The organism is Steroidobacter sp. (assembly GCF_016790065.1).
Taxonomy (GTDB): Bacteria; Pseudomonadota; Gammaproteobacteria; order Steroidobacterales; family Steroidobacteraceae; genus Steroidobacter.
Map to the genome: position 1 here is coordinate 1 of NZ_JAEUPY010000038.1, position 20,411 is coordinate 20,411.

The 20,411-nt window shown below is 61.3% G+C and carries 15 protein-coding genes; 7 read left to right on the plus strand and 8 right to left on the minus strand.

Annotated features, from left to right (window positions below):
- Positions 1–744, plus strand: a 744-nt coding sequence (locus tag JNL55_RS01465; protein ID WP_293848493.1) for a tetratricopeptide repeat protein, incomplete at its 5' end; no start/stop codon positions are given.
- A 3-nt stretch (positions 745–747) separates the two neighbouring features.
- On the plus strand, positions 748–1,059 hold the full coding sequence (locus JNL55_RS01470; protein WP_293848494.1) for a hypothetical protein: 312 nt from the start codon (positions 748–750) through the stop codon (positions 1,057–1,059).
- Between the two features lie 284 nt (positions 1,060–1,343).
- Here the strand turns inward: JNL55_RS01470 and JNL55_RS01475 are convergent, their stop codons facing one another.
- The 5 genes from JNL55_RS01475 to JNL55_RS01495 all read right to left on the minus strand — a co-directional run bounded on the left by JNL55_RS01475 (position 1,344) and on the right by JNL55_RS01495 (position 5,428).
- Positions 1,344–2,984, minus strand: a complete 1,641-nt coding sequence (locus JNL55_RS01475; RefSeq protein WP_293848495.1) for a M20/M25/M40 family metallo-hydrolase — start codon at positions 2,982–2,984, stop codon at positions 1,344–1,346.
- A gap of 177 nt (positions 2,985–3,161) precedes the next feature.
- Positions 3,162–4,448 carry a phospholipase D-like domain-containing protein gene (locus tag JNL55_RS01480; RefSeq protein ID WP_293848496.1) on the minus strand — a complete coding sequence of 429 codons (1,287 nt, stop codon included), beginning with the start codon at positions 4,446–4,448 and terminating at the stop codon, positions 3,162–3,164.
- 51 nt (positions 4,449–4,499) lie between these two features.
- Positions 4,500–4,772 (minus strand): DUF5985 family protein, encoded by a 273-nt coding sequence (locus JNL55_RS01485; RefSeq protein ID WP_293848497.1) that lies wholly within the window; start codon positions 4,770–4,772, stop codon positions 4,500–4,502.
- A gap of 3 nt (positions 4,773–4,775) precedes the next feature.
- Entirely contained in the window at positions 4,776–5,036 is a 261-nt protein-coding gene (locus JNL55_RS01490) for a DUF5985 family protein (RefSeq protein ID WP_293848498.1), read from the minus strand.
- 2 nt (positions 5,037–5,038) lie between these two features.
- Complete coding sequence (locus tag JNL55_RS01495) at positions 5,039–5,428, minus strand: hypothetical protein (RefSeq protein ID WP_293848499.1); 390 nt, start codon at positions 5,426–5,428, stop codon at positions 5,039–5,041.
- Positions 5,429–5,946: 518 nt separating this feature from the next.
- Here JNL55_RS01495 and JNL55_RS01500 point away from each other — a divergent pair.
- The 3 genes from JNL55_RS01500 to JNL55_RS01510 are packed head-to-tail and all read left to right on the plus strand — an operon-like array spanning position 5,947 to position 14,853.
- Positions 5,947–12,510: a HAMP domain-containing protein gene (locus JNL55_RS01500; protein ID WP_415922980.1), complete on the plus strand. Its 6,564-nt coding sequence runs from the start codon at positions 5,947–5,949 to the stop codon at positions 12,508–12,510.
- A 17-nt stretch (positions 12,511–12,527) separates the two neighbouring features.
- Entirely contained in the window at positions 12,528–14,189 is a 1,662-nt protein-coding gene (locus tag JNL55_RS01505) for a response regulator (protein ID WP_293848501.1), read from the plus strand.
- A gap of 1 nt (position 14,190) precedes the next feature.
- Positions 14,191–14,853 carry a hypothetical protein gene (locus JNL55_RS01510; protein WP_293848502.1) on the plus strand — a complete coding sequence of 221 codons (663 nt, stop codon included), beginning with the start codon at positions 14,191–14,193 and terminating at the stop codon, positions 14,851–14,853.
- Between the two features lie 4 nt (positions 14,854–14,857).
- On the opposite strand, the gene JNL55_RS01515 is transcribed toward JNL55_RS01510, so the two are convergent.
- Entirely contained in the window at positions 14,858–16,429 is a 1,572-nt protein-coding gene (locus tag JNL55_RS01515; RefSeq protein WP_293848503.1) for a M48 family metalloprotease, read from the minus strand.
- Between the two features lie 238 nt (positions 16,430–16,667).
- Between JNL55_RS01515 and JNL55_RS01520 the strand changes: the two genes are divergently transcribed.
- Both JNL55_RS01520 and JNL55_RS01525 read left to right on the plus strand, forming a co-directional pair.
- Positions 16,668–17,831, plus strand: coding sequence for an alpha/beta hydrolase (locus JNL55_RS01520; RefSeq protein ID WP_293848504.1), 1,164 nt, complete (start codon positions 16,668–16,670; stop codon positions 17,829–17,831).
- A 2-nt stretch (positions 17,832–17,833) separates the two neighbouring features.
- Positions 17,834–19,087, plus strand: a complete 1,254-nt coding sequence (locus JNL55_RS01525; RefSeq protein WP_293848505.1) for a DUF418 domain-containing protein — start codon at positions 17,834–17,836, stop codon at positions 19,085–19,087.
- Between the two features lie 36 nt (positions 19,088–19,123).
- Here the strand turns inward: JNL55_RS01525 and JNL55_RS01530 are convergent, their stop codons facing one another.
- Both JNL55_RS01530 and JNL55_RS01535 read right to left on the minus strand, forming a co-directional pair.
- On the minus strand, positions 19,124–19,438 hold the full coding sequence (locus tag JNL55_RS01530) for a DUF3325 domain-containing protein (RefSeq protein WP_293848506.1): 315 nt from the start codon (positions 19,436–19,438) through the stop codon (positions 19,124–19,126).
- Positions 19,431–20,411: PepSY-associated TM helix domain-containing protein (locus JNL55_RS01535; protein WP_293848507.1), on the minus strand; the 981-nt coding region annotated here is incomplete at its 5' end. The genes JNL55_RS01535 and JNL55_RS01530, both read right to left, overlap by 8 nt.

Here is a 20,411-nt window from a genome sequence, read left to right on the forward strand (position 1 = left end):
CCCAAACGTCAGCTGCAGTTTTCCTTTCAAGATCTGATCGTGCTGCGAGCCGCGCGGGCTTTGCTCGAAGCCAAGATCTCTCGTCGCCGCATCAATCGTTCGTTGGAAGATTTGCGACGCCACTTGCCCGAACAAATGCCCTTGTCGGGACTGAGCATCAGCGCCATCGGCGATCGCGTGGTAGTACGCGACGGCCAGAATCATTTCCAAGTCGACGACGGTCAATATGTGCTCGGGCTAGATGTGAGCGTCGAGAACGGCGTGATTCGAGTGGTCGAGCACAAAGAAACAGTTGCTGCTCCAACCAAGACGCCGCCCGCTGCAACCGCTGATGATTGGTTCGACAAAGCGCTGAAGCTGGAAGACGCGGACGCTCGCTCTGCGCAAGCTGCGTATGAAAAGGTTGTCGAGCTGGAACCTGACTACGTCAGTGCGTGGATCAATCTAGGCCGCCTACTCCACGCGCGTCACGACGAAAAGAAAGCCGAAGTCGTTTACCGTCGCGGCATTCAGGAATGCGGCACGAATCCGGTGCTGATGTTCAATCTCGGTGTGGTACTCGAAGACCTGGACCGCATCGACGACGCCATCGAGGCGTATCAAACCGTGCTCACCGAAGATCCCAGCCTTGCCGACGCTCACTTCAACCTTGCCCGCCTCTACGAAGTGCAAGGCAAAGAACAACACGCCATTCGACACCTCGGCCAGTACCGCCGACTGATGAGTTCCACGGACGGGCGCTAAGGAATGCCGCGATTTGAAAATCCCATCGAATATTTGTTCGCCGGCGAAGCGGCTGTATCGTTCGGCTTTGCCGGTCGCAAACTGCAGAAAACCATTCAGGCGCTGAGCGAATACGACGCCGACGTGATGGCTAACCGCCGTAAGCGGGACGAGTCAGTTCGTCAAAGTTTGGTGATGGACGCCGCCGACGCTTTCTGGAGCTACGTCGTGCAACGTGAGCAATTCGGCCTGCTGGATTCCGAATACATTGCCGCGGAATACGCCGTTCCGCAGGACGTCAAACTCGCGATGGGACCGAAACTGACGGGGCAATGATCGATGTAGGCGATCAGCCCTCCGCACTTACGTCGCTCGCCGTCGTGATAAGTCACTAGCCTGCAACGGCATTGAAACGGAACCTTGACGCGCGCCCAAACGTCACGCACATGGAAGCAGCTAGTTTTTTGATTGTCAGTTGTGAATCGAAATCCGATGCTCTTCCACCGCCGTCATCTCTCGAAGATCTTCCCTAGAATGTAGGGCATCTTCAGGTTCGATAGAGATCCGGCACGAAGCCCCGCATTCCGCGGGGCTTCGACTTTTTCCAGAAGGTCTTTTGCTTACGGCGTATCGATCTCGTATTCGAACGGATCGGTCTGCGACGGCTTGGTCGGCAGCGGCTTCTTGGGCAGCGGCTGATCGCGATCGGCCGACATCCACAGGAACGACGCCATGATCACAGCGGCCTGCTTCAGGTCTTCCATGCGCAGGTGATCGTAGCTGTCGATGCTGGTGTGATGAATGCGGCTGTTGTAGTCGAGCGGATCCTGCACGAACTGGAAGCCCGGGATGCCGACAGCCTGCATGCCGATATGATCCGTGCCGCCGGTGGGCGATGCGACCACCGAGTCAGCCCCCATGCTCGCGAACGGCGCCAGCCAGGTCTTCAGAATCGGCGTGGCCGCGATGTTGCCTTCGGCGTAGATGCCGCGAACCTTGCCTGAGCCATTGTCCAGGTTGAAGTACGCCGACAACAGATCGTAATCCGGACCCGGCTTCACCGGCCAACGCAGATTCCAAGTCGCATACGGCGCCATCGCTGCATAAACCGGCGATGTCAGCGGTGCACGCGACACCAAGTGCCGTTCGATGTAATCGAACGAACCGTACAAGCCCTGCTCTTCGCCATTCCACAAGGCAAAGCGAATCGTGCGCTTGGGCTTGAGGCCGAGCTTGTTGAGGATGCGTGCGGCTTCCATCACCACCGCGCTACCTGCGGCATTGTCTTGAGCGCCGTCAGATGCAACCCAGCTGTCGAGATGCGCACCGGCCATCACGTAGCCAGCCTTGGCATCGCGCCCCGGCAGATCGGCGAACACGTTGTACGCTTTGGAATCTTCGTCGTGATACTTCACGTCGCTGATCAGTTCGAGCGTCGGCGCCGGTCCCACCTTGGCCAGCCGTGCGAGCTGACGATAGTGCTCGGCGGCGAGCTCGAAGCCCGGCAGCTTCGGCGACTGATTCCGGCGATGCATGTAGCCCTCACCGTGCACCAAGCCACCTTCGCGATAGGACCTGCGCACCCACGCGACCGCGCCTTCGGCGGCCAGGAACTCATCACGCTGTGCTTCGAAGCGATTGCGCTCCAGGCGCTTGTTCACCTCAGCATCCATGGACACGCGCGGCTGGCTGTACGTATCCAGCTTGCTCAGCTCGTCCCGGCCCAAGCGCACGAACGGGGCGACCGCGGGTTCGCCGCCAGTGTCCGGCTGGGTCACCAGCACGATCTGACCCCGCAACTTGCCCTTCCAGCGAGCGAAGTCTTCGACCTTGTTCAAGGGTGCGATGACGATGGTGGCATTGATTGCGCCGTTGGTGGCTGGCGTCCAGGCCACCGGAATGGCGCGATACTCGGCGATCCGCGGCTTCAACATGCGCACGCTGGACTTATCAATGGACCAGCCGCGACCGAACTCGAAGCCTTCGGTGCGGACGTTCTTCAGGCCCCACGCCTTGTACTGCTCCTGAGTCCAGCGCTCGGCCGCACGCATCTGCGGCGAATTGGGCAAGCGCCCGCCGATGCTATCGGTGAGATAAGCCGCGGTCAGCGGCAATTCGCTGCGATTGAAACCTTCATCGACGATGCGATTGATGACGGTCAGGTCGGCTTGATCCGCGCCCTGCGCGACGCCGGACATTACCGAAATGCTAAAAACGCAGGCTGCCGACGCCACACCGACGCGTAATGCTCTTACCACCATGCCTCGCTCCGTAATTGGAATTCGTCACGGTAGTGTAACGTCGACTCCACCGGCGTGCTTAGCTACTCAGTATGTTGTGAGCGAGCGCTCCGCGCTTGAAATCATGCCCGCGGGACCACCGATGACAACTCACGCATCACATGCTAGAGCCATCATCCGATGACGAGCGTCGCCGGGCTACAGCTGCGACGACAACGCGGCGGCGGCGTTCTCCATGATCTTTTCCGTCAGTGGCCGGTGCAGCCAATTCTGTAACGTGATCAGCTTGGCGTGCCGGAGATCATCCTGGAACACCTCCGTGAGTTCCTCGGCGAACGCGGCGTCATACACGTTCAAGTTCGCTTCATCGTTGAGCCGAAATGAACGCATGTCGAAATTGGTCGAGCCCACCGACACCAACAGGCCATCGACGATCAGGGTCTTACAATGAAACATCGTCGGCTGATATTCATGAATCAGCGCGCCGGCCGCCAACAACTCACCCCACGACGCTCGTGAGGCTTTGCGTACGATCTCGGTATCGATGTCCTCGCCAGGCACGATGATTCGGATCCGCACGCCACGCTTGAGCGCTGCCACCATCACTTGCAACGTCAACTCGTCCGGCACGAAATAGGACGCCGACAAATCGATGGTCTTCACCGCGGACGAGATGGCCAGCAAGTACATCAACAACATGCTGTCGGCACCGCCAGTGGGCGAGCTGGTGAATACCTGCCCAGCCGCATCGCCGGCCCGTTGCAAAGGCGGAAAGTAATCGTCGCCTCGCAGCACCGAGCCCGTCGCTTTGATCCAGTTATCCATGAACGCCGCCTGCATCTGTGCCACGGCCGGACCTTCGATTCGATAGTGCGAATCCCGCCAATGTTCTTGGTCCTGCGCCCGCCCTTCCCACTGATCGGCAATTCCGACGCCACCGGTGAAACCGATCTTGCCGTCGACCACCAGCAACTTGCGATGGGTGCGATTGTTCATGCGCACCAGGTGATACCAATGCAGCGGGTGATAACGTTCGATACGAATACCCGCCTCCGCCATGCGATGGACCAGCACCTCGTCCATTTTCTGGCTGCCGACCCAATCCACCAGTACGTGCACCGGCACCTTGGCGCGCGAGCGCTCGATCAATGCATCGGCGAACTCCCGGCCGATCTCGCCTGACCAATAAATATAAGTCTCGAAATTGATGCTGTGGCGAGCGCCGCGGATGGCCGCCAACATCGCGGGAAATATCTGTTCGCCGTTCTCGAAGTTGCTGACCCGATTGCCCTCCACAATGGGCGGTCCGAGCAGCGTGCTCAGCTCATGTCGAAACTGGGGATCGGCGGTGGCATAGCGATGCTCCACCTGCTGCTGAATACGACGCTCCGGCTGCAAGAAGTTCAGCCCGATGATGGTCACAGCGACGGCCAGCAGCGCACCGATCACACCGGCGGCAACGATTTGTCTGCGGCTCCAACTCATGCGACTGAAACGCCGGCGCACCGCCAGCCAGTTCCAGCGATTGAGTCCGAGTTACTGGTGATCGTTCGGCGTGTCGCGATTCTTGACCACGATGGCCCCGAGCAATAGCAAAAAGGCCACCAACCGCACCATATATATGATGGGACTGCCCTCGCTGGGCTTGTCCACCATCAGAAAAGCGATGCGATTGACGCCCTCGATGGCGAACGCAGCGGCAAAGGCAAAGAACAAGCTGTCGCCGGTCTGGCGATAGAAGCGCCAGAAGAAACCGGCCGAGATCAGCGACGCAGTGACGATCACGCCCAATAGAAAGCCTTCGATCATGACTCACTCGCTCTCGAAGACCAGGCCGTAGACCAGCAGCAGCATGGCACCCGCGGCCGTGCTCAGCCGCCACATATAAAGACTGTGCTCCGGCGGCAGCAGCACCAGGTCCACGAACAGCAATGCGTTCGACAGGGTCAGCCCGGCAAAGCACAGGCCGCTCCACAACAACAATCGTCCTCGCGAGCGAATGAACCCTCGCAACAGCAGGATGGCGCACATCGCGGTCACGATGGCGCCGAGCAGATACACCAAGCTGGCCATTTTTAGTCCTGTTCCTTGAGCCGAAACGCCCGTGCAAAGTCACGCACCGAGCCGGAGGCATGCGAATGAATGAATCGTGTCACTTGGACCAGTTGAGTGCGATAGGACTCAGCCACCTTATGGAGCAGCTCCGTCTGGGGCTGCGACCTGGGGCTGTATTGGTATTGAGCGGCGCTGGCCGGATCGAGCCGCACGATCAGCGAGCGGCGCGCCAGATCCTCCAGAATGCCGGCAGCCTGTTTGTCGCTGACATAGATGCGTGCCGACAGCTCCGTCACCGTCCAGACGGTGGCCGGCGCTTGGAAGATCAGTAGCAATGCTTCCAGGTGTGGCACGGTGTCGATGCTCGCGAGCAGAAACTGCTCCACGGCTGGCTCCATCACTCCCGTCATCGCTGCTCGTTATAATTGCTGCACCTGCTGAACCACGTGTAATGTCCACCTACGCAGAAAGTTCCCAGTGTCCTGAACTTTCCGGCCAACTGCAAACTATCGATATGTAAGGGTTGCAGGTGCTGCACCGAATGGCTAGTTTGCTTCCCGCTTCCGCAACAACAATAGCTTTGTCAGGCGCTTGGCCGGCGCTTCCCCGCGTATGTCATCCGGAGCTTTGAATGCCAACCCCAGCGAGAGTCCGTCGTCGCATCGTCAAAGCACCTGTGAAAAAAGTACCCAGCCCCAAGATCGCGGCGCCCAAGGCGTCCGTCCCGTTCGACCTGAAGAATTTGTTGGCGACCCTGAAGGCGGTTCGCGACGGTGACTTTTCGGTGCGTATCGCCGGCGACTACGACGGCCTCGAAGGCAAGGTGGCCGAGACCTTGAACGAGATCATCGCCACCAATGAACGGCTGTCTCAAGAAATGTCACGCGCCGGCCAGGTGGTCGGTAAAGAAGGTAAGACCCGGCATCGCATGGCCATCGATCGTCGCTCCGGCGCCTGGGGCGACATGGAAGGCGCCTTCAACACCCTGATCGACGATTTGTTGTGGCCCACCGCCGAAGTCACTCGAACCATCACCGCCGTGGCCAAGGGCGACCTGTCGCAGACCGTGCGCCTCGAAGTCGACGGCCGGCCGCTGAAGGGTGAGTTCTTACGCTCGGCCACCATCGTCAACACCATGATCGAGCAGATGGGCCTGTTCACTTCGGAAGTGACACGCGTGGCCCGCGAAGTCGGCACCGAAGGCAAGCTCGGTGGCCAGGCCTCGGTGCCCGGCGCTGCCGGCACCTGGAAGGACCTCACCGATAACGTGAACTCGATGGCTGGTAACCTCACCGGCCAGGTGCGAAACATCGCCGAGGTGGCGACGGCCATCGCCAGCGGCGACTTGTCACGCAAGATCACGGTGAACGTGCGTGGCGAAATTCAGCAGCTCAAGGAAGCCATCAACACGATGGTGGACCAGTTGCGTTCGTTCGCCTCCGAAGTGACGCGCGTGGCGCGTGAAGTCGGCTCCGAAGGCAAACTCGGCGGTCAAGCCGTGGTGCCCGGCGTGGCCGGCACTTGGAAAGATCTCACCGACTCGGTGAACTCCATGGCCGCCAACCTCACCGGCCAGGTGCGTAACATCGCCGAAGTGACCACCGCCGTGGCGCGAGGCGACTTGTCTCGCAAAATCACCGTGGACGTCAAAGGCGAAATCCTGCAGCTCAAAGAAACCATCAATACGATGGTCGACCAGCTCAACGGTTTCGCTGCCGAAGTGACGCGCGTGGCCCGCGAAGTCGGTACCGAAGGCAAGCTCGGCGGTCAGGCCGAAGTGAAGGACGTGTCGGGTGTGTGGAAGGACCTCACCGATAACGTCAACTCACTGGCCTCCAACCTCACCGGCCAGGTTAGAAACATTTCCGAAGTGACCATCGCCGTCGCCAACGGCGACTTGTCCCGCAAGATCACCGTCGACGTGCGTGGCGAAATCTTGCAACTGAAGGAAGCCATCAACACGATGGTGGACCAGCTGCGTTCGTTCGCGTCCGAAGTGACCCGCGTGGCGCGAGAGGTGGGTTCCGAAGGTGAGCTCGGCGGTCAGGCCATCGTGCCGGGCGTGGCCGGCACTTGGAAAGACTTGACCGACTCGGTCAACGCCATGGCCAAGAACCTCACCGGCCAGGTACGTAACATTGCCGAAGTGACGACGGCCGTGGCCCGTGGCGACTTGTCACGCAAAATCACGGTGGACGTCAAAGGCGAAATTCTGGAGCTCAAGGAAACCATCAATACGATGGTCGACCAGCTCAACGGCTTCTCCGCCGAAGTAACGCGCGTGGCGCGCGAAGTCGGTACCGAAGGCAAGCTCGGCGGCCAGGCCATCGTGCCCGGCATCACCGGCGTGTGGAAAGATCTCACCGACAACGTGAACTCCATGGCCGGCAACCTCACCGGTCAGGTCCGAAACATTTCTGAAGTGACCATCGCCGTAGCCAACGGCGACTTGTCCCGCAAGATCACCGTCGACGTGCGTGGCGAAATCCTGCAGCTGAAAGAAGCCATCAACACGATGGTCGACCAGCTCCGCTCGTTCGCCTCCGAAGTGACCCGCGTGGCCCGCGAAGTGGGTTCGGAAGGCAAGCTCGGCGGTCAGGCGCTCGTGCCCGGCGTGGCCGGCACTTGGAAAGACTTGACCGACTCGGTCAACGCCATGGCCACCAACCTCACCGGCCAGGTTAGAAACATCGCCGAAGTGACCACCGCCGTGGCCCGAGGCGACTTGTCCCGCAAGATCACCGTGGACGTGAAAGGCGAAATCTTGCAGCTGAAAGAAACCATCAACACGATGGTCGACCAGCTCAACGGCTTCTCCGCCGAAGTGACGCGCGTGGCGCGCGAGGTCGGTACCGAAGGCAAGCTCGGCGGTCAGGCCGAAGTGAAAGACGTGTCCGGCGTGTGGAAAGACCTCACCGACAACGTCAACGCCATGGCCTCCAACCTCACCGGCCAAGTTAGAAACATCGCCGACGTGGCCACGGCCATCGCGAGCGGCGACTTGTCGCGCAAGATCACGGTGGACGTGCGCGGCGAAATTCTGCAGCTCAAAGAAACCATCAACACGATGGTGGACCAGCTTCGCTCAGTCGCCTCCGAAGTGACACGCGTGGCCCGCGAAGTGGGCACCGAAGGCAAGCTCGGCGGTCAGGCGAACGTGACCGGCGCCGGCGGCACCTGGAAGGATCTCACGGACTCCGTGAATTCCATGGCCGCGAACTTGACCGGCCAAGTGCGAAACATCGCCGAAGTGACCACCGCCGTGGCCCGAGGCGACTTGTCCCGCAAGATCACCGTGGACGTGAAAGGCGAAATCCTGCAGCTGAAAGAAACCATCAACACGATGGTCGACCAGCTCAACGGCTTCTCCGCCGAAGTGACGCGCGTGGCCCGCGAGGTCGGCACCGAAGGCAAGCTCGGCGGCCAGGCCGAAGTAAAAGGCATCAGCGGCGTGTGGAAGGATCTCACCGATAACGTGAACTCCATGGCCGGCAACCTCACCGGCCAGGTGCGTAACATCGCCGAGGTGGCCACGGCCATCGCCAACGGCGACTTGTCGCGCAAGATCACGGCCGACGTCAAAGGCGAAATTCTGCAGCTGAAGGAAACCATCAACACGATGGTCGACCAGCTCAACGGTTTCGCTGCCGAAGTGACGCGCGTGGCCCGTGAAGTCGGTACCGAAGGCAAACTCGGCGGTCAGGCCGAAGTGAAAGACGTATCCGGTGTGTGGAAAGATCTCACCGACAACGTCAACTCGATGGCCTCCAACCTCACCGGCCAGGTGCGTAACATCGCCGAAGTGGCCACCGCCATCGCCAAAGGCGACTTGTCGCGCAAGATCACGGTGGACGTGCGCGGCGAAATTCTGCAGCTCAAAGAAACCATCAACACGATGGTCGACCAGCTCAACGGTTTCGCTGCCGAAGTGACGCGCGTGGCGCGTGAAGTCGGCACCGAAGGCAAACTCGGCGGTCAGGCCATCGTGCCGGGCGTCGCAGGCACCTGGAAGGATCTCACGGACAACGTGAACTCCATGGCCTCCAACCTCACCGGCCAGGTTAGAAACATCGCCGAAGTGACCACGGCTGTGGCCCGAGGCGACTTGTCCCGCAAGATCACCGTGGACGTGAAAGGTGAAATCTTGCAGCTGAAGGAAACCATCAACACGATGGTCGACCAGCTCAACGGCTTCTCCGCCGAAGTGACGCGCGTGGCGCGCGAGGTCGGTACCGAAGGCAAGCTCGGCGGTCAGGCAGCCGTGCCCGGCGTGGCCGGCACCTGGAAAGATCTCACCGACAACGTCAACACGATGGCCAACAACCTCACCAACCAGGTGCGCGGCATCGTGAAGGTGGTGACGGCCGTGGCCAACGGCGACTTGCGCCAAGGCCTCACCGTGGAATCGAAAGGTGAAGTCGCGGCGCTCGCCGAAACCATCAACAGCATGACCACCACGCTCGCCACCTTCGCCGATCAGGTGACCAGCGTGGCGCGTGAAGTGGGCGTGGAAGGCCGACTCGGCGGTCAAGCAAACGTGCCCGGCGCTTCCGGCACCTGGCGAGATCTCACGGCCAACGTGAACCTGCTGGCCGCCAATCTCACCAACCAAGTGCGCGCCATCGCCGAAGTGGCGACAGCCGTGACCAAGGGTGACTTGACCCGCTCCATTCAGGTGGACGCCCGCGGCGAAGTGTCCGAACTCAAGGACAACATCAACGCCATGATCGGTAACTTGCGCGAGACCACCGAGCGCAACACCGAACAGGACTGGCTGAAAACCAACCTGGCCAAGTTCAGCCGCATGATGCAAGGTCAGCGCGACCTGGTGACCATGGGCGAGATGTTGTTGGCCGAGCTGGCGCCGCTGGTCGGTGCGCAACAGGCGATTCTGTATATCGCCGAGCTCAACCAGCGCGAGCAGAAAGTGCTCAAGGAATTCGCCACCTACGCCGACGCGAATCCTGGCCAGCGCCGCGAGTACGCGCTACGCGAAGGTCTGGTCGGCCAATGCGCCGCCGACGGTCGCCGCATCCTGCTCGAGAATGTGCCCATCGATTCCATCCATGTTCGCAGCGGCTTGCTCGCCGCTCGCGCTCGTAACGTCATCGCCCTGCCCATTCTGTACGAAGGCCAGGCCAAGGCCGTGATCGAACTGGCCTCGTTGCACGAGTACACCGCCTCGCAGCTGGCGTTCCTCGAACAGCTGGCCGGCAGTATCGGCGTGGTGCTCAACACCATCGAAGCCACCATGCGTACCGAAGGCCTGCTCAAGCAGTCCCAGGAACTGGCCGGCGAATTACAGACTCAACAAAAAGAGCTGCAACAGACCAACGAAGAGCTGGCCAACAAAGCCGGCTTGTTGGCCGAACAAAACGCCGAGGTGGAACGCAAGAACGAGGAAATCGAGCTGGCGCGTCGCGCGCTGGAAGAGAAGGCCACCGAACTCGCGCTCACCTCGCGTTACAAGTCCGAGTTCTTGGCCAACATGTCGCACGAGCTGCGCACGCCGCTCAACAGTATTCTGATCCTCGGTCAGCAGCTGGCCGAGAACGCCGACCAGAACCTGTCGCCGCGCCAGATCGAATTCGCCAAGACCATTCATGGCGCTGGCACCGACCTGCTCAACCTGATCAGCGACATCCTGGACTTGTCCAAGATCGAGTCGGGCACGGTCACGGTGGACTCCGAAGACCTGCTGTTCTCACATTTGCGCGAGACCATCGAACGCAACTTCCGACACGAAGCCGAAGCGCGCACGCTGCAGTTCAACACCGACTTCGAGCCGGCGTTGGGCCGGCAGATCTCCACCGATCCGAAACGCCTGTTGCAAGTGTTGAAGAACTTGCTGTCGAACGCGTTCAAGTTCACTGCGCAAGGCAGCGTGACGCTGCGCGTGCGGCCGGCGCAATCGGGCTGGAGCCCGGATCATCCGGTGCTGAACCAGGTGGCCACCGTGGTCGCCTTCTCGGTAACCGACACCGGCATCGGTATCGCACCCGAAAAACAAAGAATCATTTTCGAGGCCTTCCAACAGGCCGACGCCGGCACCTCGCGTAAGTACGGCGGCACCGGCCTGGGCCTGGCCATCAGCCGTGAACTCGCCCACCTGCTGGGCGGCGAGCTACGTCTGGTGAGCGCGCCCGGCCAGGGCAGCACCTTCACGCTGTATCTGCCGCTGACGTTCGTCGGCTCGGCGTATCGGCCGGCCAAGACTCAGGCGGCCGGCACGAGCACGCAGAATGCGCCGTTCCAACCCCTGCCCTTGCCGTTGCGTGCCGAGGAACTGCTGGACGATCGTAACGATCTGCAAACCGACGACCGTATTCTGTTGATCGTCGAGGACGATCCTCACTACGGCAAGGTGCTGTTGAACCTGGCGCGCGACAACGGCTTCAAGGTGGTGGTCGCCAAGACCGGTGCCGACGGCCTGGCGCTGGCGCGCAAGTACCATCCGACCGCCATTTCGCTGGACGTGTTCTTGCCCGACATGCTGGGCTGGACGGTGCTGAACCAGCTGAAACAAAGCCCGGCCACGCGCCACATTCCGGTACAGATCCTGACCGTCGAAGAGGAGCGTCAGTACAGCCTCGAACGCGGCGCCTACGCCTTCATGAACAAGCCCGCCACCACCGACGAACTGGCCGCGGCCCTGCAACGCATTCGTAATTTCGCGGCGGCCAATGTGCGCGAATTGCTGGTGGTGGAAGACGACCCGGCCGAGCAATTGAGCATCGCCGAGCTGATCGGCTTCGACGATGTGACCATCACCGCGGCCGGCAGCGGCGAGGAAGCCTTGCAGGCCATGCGCACCAAACAGTTCGATTGCGTGGTACTGGACCTGCGGCTGCCGGATGTGTCGGGCTTCGAGTTATTGGCGGAGATTCAAGCCGACACGTCGCTGCGTGACACGCCGATCGTGGTATTCACCGGCCGCGATCTGACTCAGGCCGAAGAGCAGGAACTGCGCACCAAGGCCAAGAGCATCGTGCTCAAGGGCGTGCGCTCGCCGGAGCGTCTGCTGGATGAGACAGCTTTGTTCTTGCACCGGGTGGTCACTAATCTGCCACCGGCCAAGCAGAAGATGATCGAGGCCCTGCACGAAGGCGACGAGCCGCTGCATGGCCGGAAGGTGCTGGTGGTGGACGACGACGTGCGGAACATCTTTGCCTTGAACAGCGTGCTGGAACGGCGCGGCATGCAGGTCATTAACGCCAGTAATGGCATGGACGCCATCAAGCTGGTGGAATCCACCGAAGACCTGTCGTTGGTGTTGATGGACGTGATGATGCCGGAAATGGACGGCTATGAGACCATGCGGCGCATCCGTGACAATGCCAAGTTCCGCTCGCTGCCCATCATCGCCCTGACCGCCAAAGCCATGAAGGGCGATCGTGAGAAATGCCTGGAAGCCGGTGCTTCTGATTATGTTGCGAAACCCGTCGACACAGCCCAGTTGCTGTCTCTGGTAAGAATGTGGCTGCAACCCTAATTGGCCCTGCCAGCACCGTGAACGCCCTGCCGCTCCACGAACGAGTCAACATTCTGTTGGTCGACGACCAGCCGAGCCGGTTGCTTTCGTACGAGTCCATCCTGGAGGACCTGGGCCAGACTCTGGTCCGGGCCGGCTCCGGCGAGGAAGCTTTGCAGCGCCTGCTCCAGGACGACTTCGCGGTGATCCTGCTGGACGTGAGCATGCCGGGCATGGACGGTTTCGAGACTGCGGCCATGATCCACGATCATCCGCGCTTCGAAAGCATCCCCATCATTTTCGTCACCGGCGTGCACGACTCGGAGTTCGATGCACTCAAAGGCTATCGGCTCGGTGCCGTCGACTATGTGTCCATCCCCATCGTGCCCGAGATCCTGCGCAGTAAGGTCGCGGTGCTGGTGGAGCTGTACATGCAGCGCCGGGAGCTGCAACGCCTGAACCGCAGCCTGGCCGAAGCCAACACCATGCTGCAGCATGAGAAGGCGCACGAGCTGGAACGCGTCAATCACAATCTCGAGCTGGCCAATGCCGCGCTCCGCGATGCGGATCGTCATAAGGACGAGTTCATCGCCATTCTGGCGCACGAGCTACGCAATCCGCTGGCACCGATTCGAGCCGCCGTCGATGTGATGTCGCTGATGCCGCTGGAACACTCGCAGCTGCGTTGGGCTCGCGAAGTGATCGACCGTCAGACCACGCACCTGAGTCGGCTGGTCGATGATTTGCTGGATGTGTCCCGCATCTCTCGCGGCACCATCAAGCTCAACAAGGAACTGCTGACGTTGCGGACCATTCTGGATCGCTCGGTCGAGGCCGCTCAGCCCATCATTTCCGCGCATCGTCACGAGCTGCACATCGATTCCAGCGCCGACCTGGCCACGGTCAACGGCGACCCGACACGCCTGGTACAGATCCTGAGCAATCTGTTGAACAACGCCGCCAAGTACATGCAGACCAGCGGCACCATCCGACTCACAGCCAGCGTCGATCAATCGCACGCGGTGTTCTCGGTGAAGGACTCGGGCATCGGCATGACCGCCGAAGCGCTGCCGAAGCTGTTCAACCTGTTCTCGCGCGTGCATGAAGACTCGGGTCATTTGCCTAGCGGCCTCGGCATCGGCCTGGCGCTGGTCCGTCAACTCGTCGAATTGCATGGTGGCGTGGTGAGCGCCACCAGTGCCGGGCCGAACTGCGGCAGCGAATTCATCGTCCGGTTGCCGTTGGCGCACGCGAGCGCACCGCTGCCAGTCTTCCCCGAAGCGGAAGCGGAAGCGGCACCGGCCCCCGCGCCAAGCCAAACGTTACGAGTGCTGGTCGCCGACGACAATCCCGATGCTCTGGAAAGCCTGGCACTGTTGGTGGAGGTTTGCGGTCACGAAGTACGCAAGGCTTCGGATGGCGCCGAGACACTGCAAGCTGTGGCTGCCTGGCGCCCGGATCTCGCGTTGCTGGACATCGGCATGCCCGTTCTCGATGGCTACGAAGTGGCTCGGCGCATTCGCAGTGAGCCGTGGGGAGCTGAGCTCTTTCTGGTCGCGGTCAGCGGCTGGGGTCAGAGCGAAGATCGGCAACGGGCCACCGACGCCGGCTTCGATCTGCATTTCCGCAAGCCCATCGGTTTGCCCAGTCTGGAAGACATTCTGGAACGAGCCCAGCGCCTGAATGCCGATGCCTCGTGACATGCGCAAACAAAACCCGGTGAACGACACAGCTTTGTTAGAGGACGCGCTCCGCGCCTATCTGAATCGCCGTTGCCGCCGCGCGTATGCACATGACCTTCGCAATGGTTTGCAAGGCATCTTCGGCGGCGTCGACGCACTGACGCGCGCCGCTCGCGCCCTCAAACCCATGGCGGTGCCGCTCGAGCAAGTGATTCAATTCGTCCAGCAGGCCATCAGCAATCACGAGCGTGGCCTGGAACGCGTGCTGGAAAGCATGGCGCCCGAGCAGCAGGTCGCTGCGGAGATTTGCCTTCGAGAATTGCTCACCGAATTGGCTCGCTTCCTGACCAACGACGCCGCCCGTAACAACGTGCGCGTGCGCATGGATTTCAGCGACGACATCAAGGTGACGGCGTTAGTTTCGAAAGTGCGCTTGATCACGCTCGGCTTGCTGGCGGAAAGCATCGACGCCATGACCAGCGGCGGCGAGCTACGCATCGCCGGCCGCACCGTCGACAGCCGGGTTCAGTTCGAGATCACGGATTCCCGGCCGCAGCCCCGCGCCAAATCCTTCATCACCGAAGCCATCCAGCACGTGGTCAAGGAACTGTCGGGTCACATCGAAAGCAACCCAACCGCGAGCGGCGGCAACCAAGTCCGCGTCGAGCTGCCCGTCGCCTAGTCCACTACTCGGCGACTTTGGCGCCGTCCACTCGGAAGCGCAGATAAGGCAACTGAGCTTGCGTCAGACCGCCGATGCCAGTCTGCGCAGCGGCCTGTTGCCCCGGTTGAACGATAGCGTTGAACACCACCGGCGCGCCCTGCTGGGTAACGCGACCTGAAGCATCGACCAGCACTGGCGTCACTTGAATCCCGGCCAGCGGCGCCGGCGAGCGATTCTGGACCACCAGCACCACGCGGCCTTGTGCATCGAGCTGCCCTTGAGTGGCGACGTAGTTGCCCGGATTCTGCGGCAGATCCATGCGCACGAACTCGTTGGCAGCACGCTGACCGATCTGACTTTGCGACCCGGCAGCGGCGCGGAAATATTCCATCGCCTTGCCTCGATCGCCGCGGTCCTTGGAAATAGTGCCCAAGTAATAAGCGGCCGGTGCCGTGGGCAACAGCTCGACACTCTTGGTCAGCCATTCTTCGGCTCGCGCCTTATTGCCGGTCTGATACTGCGCCACACCCGCGCCCAGATAAGAACCAAAATAGTCGGGATTCAGGTCGATGGCCTTTTGATAATGCGGCAACGCCTGTTCCGGCTTCTTCTGGGCCAGTTGCATCTCGCCCAGGAATTCATGGAAGCGGCCTTCGCGCGGTTCGATCTTGATGGCCTCCTCCACCAACGATTGCGCCTTGGGATATTCCTTCTTGCGCGCGGCGACCATCGCTTCCTCGAACTTGTCGTAGGCCGGTTCGATCTTGCGGAACGGCTTCAAGCGAGCGTCATATCGATCCTTGCCGACATCACCGCCCAGCCCGAGTCGAGCTGCATGTTCCTTGTTCTTGGCGACGCGTTCTTCCGACGGCGGATGGGATGCGAACAAGCCTTCCAGGAAGCTCTGCGCCTTGCCGCCCTGCTGCTGGGATAGCCGCACGAATGTTTCCTGCAGCGTGACCGCACCTTGCGGGTCATAGCCGACCAGCTTCATGTACTTCATGCCGTACTCGTCGCTCTCCAATTCCTGGTCGCGACCGTACTTCTGCTGGATCATTTGCGCGCCCAAGCCGGCGCCCTGGACGGCGAGATTGGCGACGGTGGAGTCGACGTCGCTGATGGCCGCACCGATCTGCGCCGCTGCCAGGCCGACCTGCATGAGCGTGCCGCGTTCTTGCGCCTTGGCCCCGTGTCGAGCCGCGGCATGCACGATTTCATGACCCAGGACCGCCGCCAGCTCCGCTTCGTTCTTCAGCTCCGACAACAGCCCGACATTGACGGCAATCTTGCCGCCCGGCAGCGCCCAGGCATTGGGCACCGGATTGTTCAACACCACGAATTCATAAGGCAGCTTGCGGTCGGCGACCGCGGCCAGCTTCTGGCCCACCTCGTTCACATAGGCCGACAGGTCGGGCAGCACGTCGAACGAGCCGCCTTCGCTTTGCTTGGTGGGCGAGTAGTGCTGTTCGCCGATCTTGATCTCCTGTGCCTCGGAGACGAACTGGATTTCCTTCTTGCCGGTGACCGGATTGACCCCGCACGCACTCAGCAAGAGCGCGAGCAAGGGTAAGCACAGCAGCTTGGCGATACGCATGGGCGACCTTGTTGTCAGTATTGCCGGAAGATTCTACGGCGCTACTGCTTCAAGAGCGATGCCCGCGAATTGTTCCCTGCGCCGCCCCCCTGATGCCGACCCGATGCCGACCCGACGGCGACGTGGTGCCGACCCGGCACCGGCACGGCCGGTTTAGGCAACTGCCCGGTCGCTACCGATCCGATACAAAGAACAGCGATCTGGCGTCTATCGCGGGGCTATAAGAATGATTGGGAGAATGGGCATCGTCGTCATGACCATGATTACGCTCACAGCTGCGGCCCAACCGGTGGATGACTTCCGTCCCACGCCCGAGGAACAACAACGCTTCGAGCTGATGTCACGGCCGGAAGCTTGGTTCCTGCAAGCACTCAAAGGCCCGCGCGAAGTCAGCGACGGCCAGCACCTCGATCCCAAGCTCCAGTACTACTTGGAAGAACGCCGCCGCCGCACGCCCGAGCAAGTCCAGCTCGGCCTGGCGACGTTTCTGGATCCGCACGCCAGAGCCGGCACCCTGGACCGACTGAATCGCGAGTGGGCGTTGTTCACCAAAGTCACCGCCCCCATGAGCAAGGTGGAGGATCGCAAGATCGACGGACGCGGCGGTCCCCTGCCGATTCGGATCTACACACCGAAGGTCAGCGCCGAAGCGCCGCTGCCGCTGCTCGTGTACTTCCATGGCGGCGGCTGGTTATACAGCGGCATCGAAGCCACTGACCGTTTCGCGCGCTTGGTGGCGAACGAAGCGCAAGCCATCGTGGTCTCGGTCGAGTATCGACTGGCCCCCGAGCATCTCTGGCCAGCCTCCAACGACGACGGTGAAGATGCCTTCCTGTGGGCCCGTGCCAACGCCAAGAGCTTGGGCAGCGAACCCGACCTGGTTGCGGTGGGTGGCGACAGCGCCGGCGGTCACATCTCGCTCGACATCTCGTTGCGACAAATTGCCGCGAAACGCCCGTTGCCGGCCTATCAACTGCTCTACTACACGTCCAGCGACTTCAACGACAAAGACGAGTCCTATCGGCTGTTCACCAACGGTTACGGACTGGATGCCACCTTTCGCAACTTCATGCTCGCGAATGTGTTCCCTGGGGATCTGCTGCAACGATCCACCAAAGCATTGAACGACTCCAACTTCATCGGCATGCCGGCCACCATCATCGTCTCGGCCGGGTTCGACATGTTGCGCGACTCGTCGCGGCGCCTCAGCCAACGTTTCACCAATGCCGGCGTGCCGGCGATGTATCTGAACTATCCGACGCTCGCACACGGCTTCCTGCAATGGTCCGCAGTGGTTCCGGACGCCGAGCGGGCATCGGTGGATACGGCGCGATTGTTTGGTACGGCTGTTCGCAGCCGCGTCGCCATGCTTCGTCAGAAAAACAACTCTCGCGGAGAATGAACGTGAGCACCGTAAACACGGCCGAGCGCATCGACACGCTCGACGCCATTCGTGGCGTCGCGGTGTTGGGCATCCTGCTCATGAACATCGTCGACATCGCCATGCCGGGGTGGGCGTACTACGACCCTTACTATTACGGTGGATCCGAGGGCGTGAACTTCGCCACTTGGGCCATCAACTACGCCTTGTTCGACGGCAAGATGCGTGGCCTGTTCACGATGATGTTCGGCGCCAGCACGGTCTTGATCGCCGAGCGCGCTCTTAAATCCGGCGAGAGCCCAGCCCGCGTTCACTACGCGCGTATGTTCTGGCTGCTGGTATTCGGCATGATCCACGTATGGTTCATCTGGTACGGCGACATCCTGGTGCTCTACGCCGTCGCCGGCATGATTGCGTTCGTCGCGTGGCGTTGGTCGGTGCGCACGCTGATCATCACAGGCATCGCACTGCTGGTATTGAAGCTGCTGCTGGCTACTTGGACTTACACCTCACTGCGAGGCTTGGAAACAGCAGCCAACGCACCGAACGCGCCGGCGAGCGTGCAACAAGAGTGGCGAGCGACGCAGGAGGAAATGACCTTCCCGCCCCCGCAAACTCAGCTCGATGGCTATCTCGGCAGCTACATGGATGCGTTCAAAGTTCGCGCACCGGTCTCGATGTATATCCTCACCGAGGCACATCCTTTGGCAATGACCGACACGCTCGCATTGATCGCGTTCGGCATGGCGCTATTCCGTCTGGGATTCTTCTCCGGCGCGTGGTCCAAGACAACCTATCGCCGTATCGCTCTGTGGGGCTTCGCGATCTGCGTACCGCTGCATATTCCGCTGATTCTGTGGAATGACGCGGATCGTTTCTCGCCCATCACTTTGCACATCACCGAAGCGCTGCATCTCACCTTGTTACGACCCTGGTTGGTGCTGGCTCATGCATCAGTGGTCATACTGTTCATGCAGTCCGGTGCGGCGAGCTGGTTGGCTGAACGTTTGATCGCCGTCGGCCGCATGGCGTTCTCCAACTACATCGCCTCGAGCATCATTTGTGTGCTGATCTTCCACGGCTACGGCCTCGGCCTGTATGGCCAACTGGAACGCTGGCAGTGCTACCCGGTCGTGCTGCTGATCTGGGTGGTCTTGTTGGGATGGTCCAAGCCCTGGCTCGAGCGCTATGCCTACGGACCGCTCGAATGGCTGTGGAGATCGCTGGTCCGCGGCCGGCGCCAACCTCTGAGCCGACCAGCCGACCGCCCCGCCTGACCCAGGCGGGGGCTGCCATCACTGAACTATGCGTCGCTACTTTGTCCAGGCGACGAGCCACGCCCACATGCGTGGCCGCCATGCGAGCGTGAAAGCGACGATCAGCGCTGCGCCGGCCAATGCCATCACCCAAACCAGCGACGCCATGGAGGCGTGATCGACGCGCAAGCACAACAGCAGCGACGCAAACAGCGCCACGCCACCGAGCACTCGAAGCACGATGACCGTCGGCCGAGGAATGGGCACGTCGCCACGCACCTGACGCCAGTGCGGTTCCATAGCGAGTGCCAGTGACGCAAACCCCAAGACACAAGCGAGCAACGAAGCAACCAACATCACGACTTCACGCACGCACACCCTCCGGTGTCTCGTCTGAGGAGGGCTGCACCACTGTGCCCGTCAGTCCGAGCTCGCGCCGCTTCAATCGCAACGCTGCCATCGCCGCCACTGCGCCGCCGACCAGCATCGTCAGATCGACGCCAGCCACTGGCCAATAGCCCGCGCTCACCGTCGCGATCAGATGATCGCCGGTGGTAATCCAATTCAACAGCACGGCGGCCAGTGCCAGCACAGCAATCGCCCAGCATTGCTCCCGCCACGCCGGCGATATTTTCGCTTGTTGCACCGGAGCGCTACGCCATGCAGCGTGCGCGAACGCGAGCAACCAGGAAATCCAGAACGCGCCCTCTTCCACGCTGGCTCGAGCTGGCAGCTCGGACGGCACCAAACGATTCGCCACCAGCATCGACACCGCCGCGATCACGGTGCCTGTCACAGTCGCCACGGCTAATGCATCGACCCAGCGCGCGCCCGACACGCCTTGCTTGGCATGTTGTTTCTTCCGCTTCTCGACGAAGAAGATGAATCCGGTCGCAATACATACCGCTCCGGACAGGCCGCCCATGAAATACAGCCAGCGCAATAGCCAGTGACGGAAGTGTTGCAAATGCAGACCGGTGACGAAGTTGGTGATGCCGCCGACCACGCCTTCCGGAGGATCTTCACGAATCACCGCTCCGGTGGTGCCGGCGAAATGAATGCCCTCGCCCGTCAACGTGACCCGATCCGTGCCGGCGCGATACACGCTGACCGTCGCGTTCGCATCGTCGACATGATTCACGAACAAGAAGCCGACTTCGCCCGCCATGCCGCGCGCCGCCCAGCGACGCTGTGCCTCAGCGACCATCGCATCCACCGACGCCAACTTGGCAGGTACACCCGCCGCCTCCAGCGGCAGACCCGTGCGCGCAGCTTCGGCGGCTTCATAGGCTTCGTGCTGCGGCTTCAACACCGTTTCGCCGAACGGCAAATAAATGCCGCCGAA

Coding starts and splice junctions, on each gene's coding strand:
- JNL55_RS01485 (WP_293848497.1), bottom strand. CDS start 4,772: ATGATCGAAGGCTTTCTATTGGGCGTGATCGTCACTGCGTCGCTGATC.
- JNL55_RS01470 (WP_293848494.1), top strand. CDS start 748: ATGCCGCGATTTGAAAATCCCATCGAATATTTGTTCGCCGGCGAAGCG.
- JNL55_RS01480 (WP_293848496.1), bottom strand. CDS start 4,448: ATGAGTTGGAGCCGCAGACAAATCGTTGCCGCCGGTGTGATCGGTGCG.
- JNL55_RS01510 (WP_293848502.1), top strand. CDS start 14,191: ATGCGCAAACAAAACCCGGTGAACGACACAGCTTTGTTAGAGGACGCG.
- JNL55_RS01475 (WP_293848495.1), bottom strand. CDS start 2,984: ATGGTGGTAAGAGCATTACGCGTCGGTGTGGCGTCGGCAGCCTGCGTT.
- JNL55_RS01490 (WP_293848498.1), bottom strand. CDS start 5,036: ATGGCCAGCTTGGTGTATCTGCTCGGCGCCATCGTGACCGCGATGTGC.
- JNL55_RS01500 (WP_415922980.1), top strand. CDS start 5,947: ATGGCCATCGATCGTCGCTCCGGCGCCTGGGGCGACATGGAAGGCGCC.
- JNL55_RS01515 (WP_293848503.1), bottom strand. CDS start 16,429: ATGCGTATCGCCAAGCTGCTGTGCTTACCCTTGCTCGCGCTCTTGCTG.
- JNL55_RS01495 (WP_293848499.1), bottom strand. CDS start 5,428: ATGACGGGAGTGATGGAGCCAGCCGTGGAGCAGTTTCTGCTCGCGAGC.
- JNL55_RS01520 (WP_293848504.1), top strand. CDS start 16,668: ATGGGCATCGTCGTCATGACCATGATTACGCTCACAGCTGCGGCCCAA.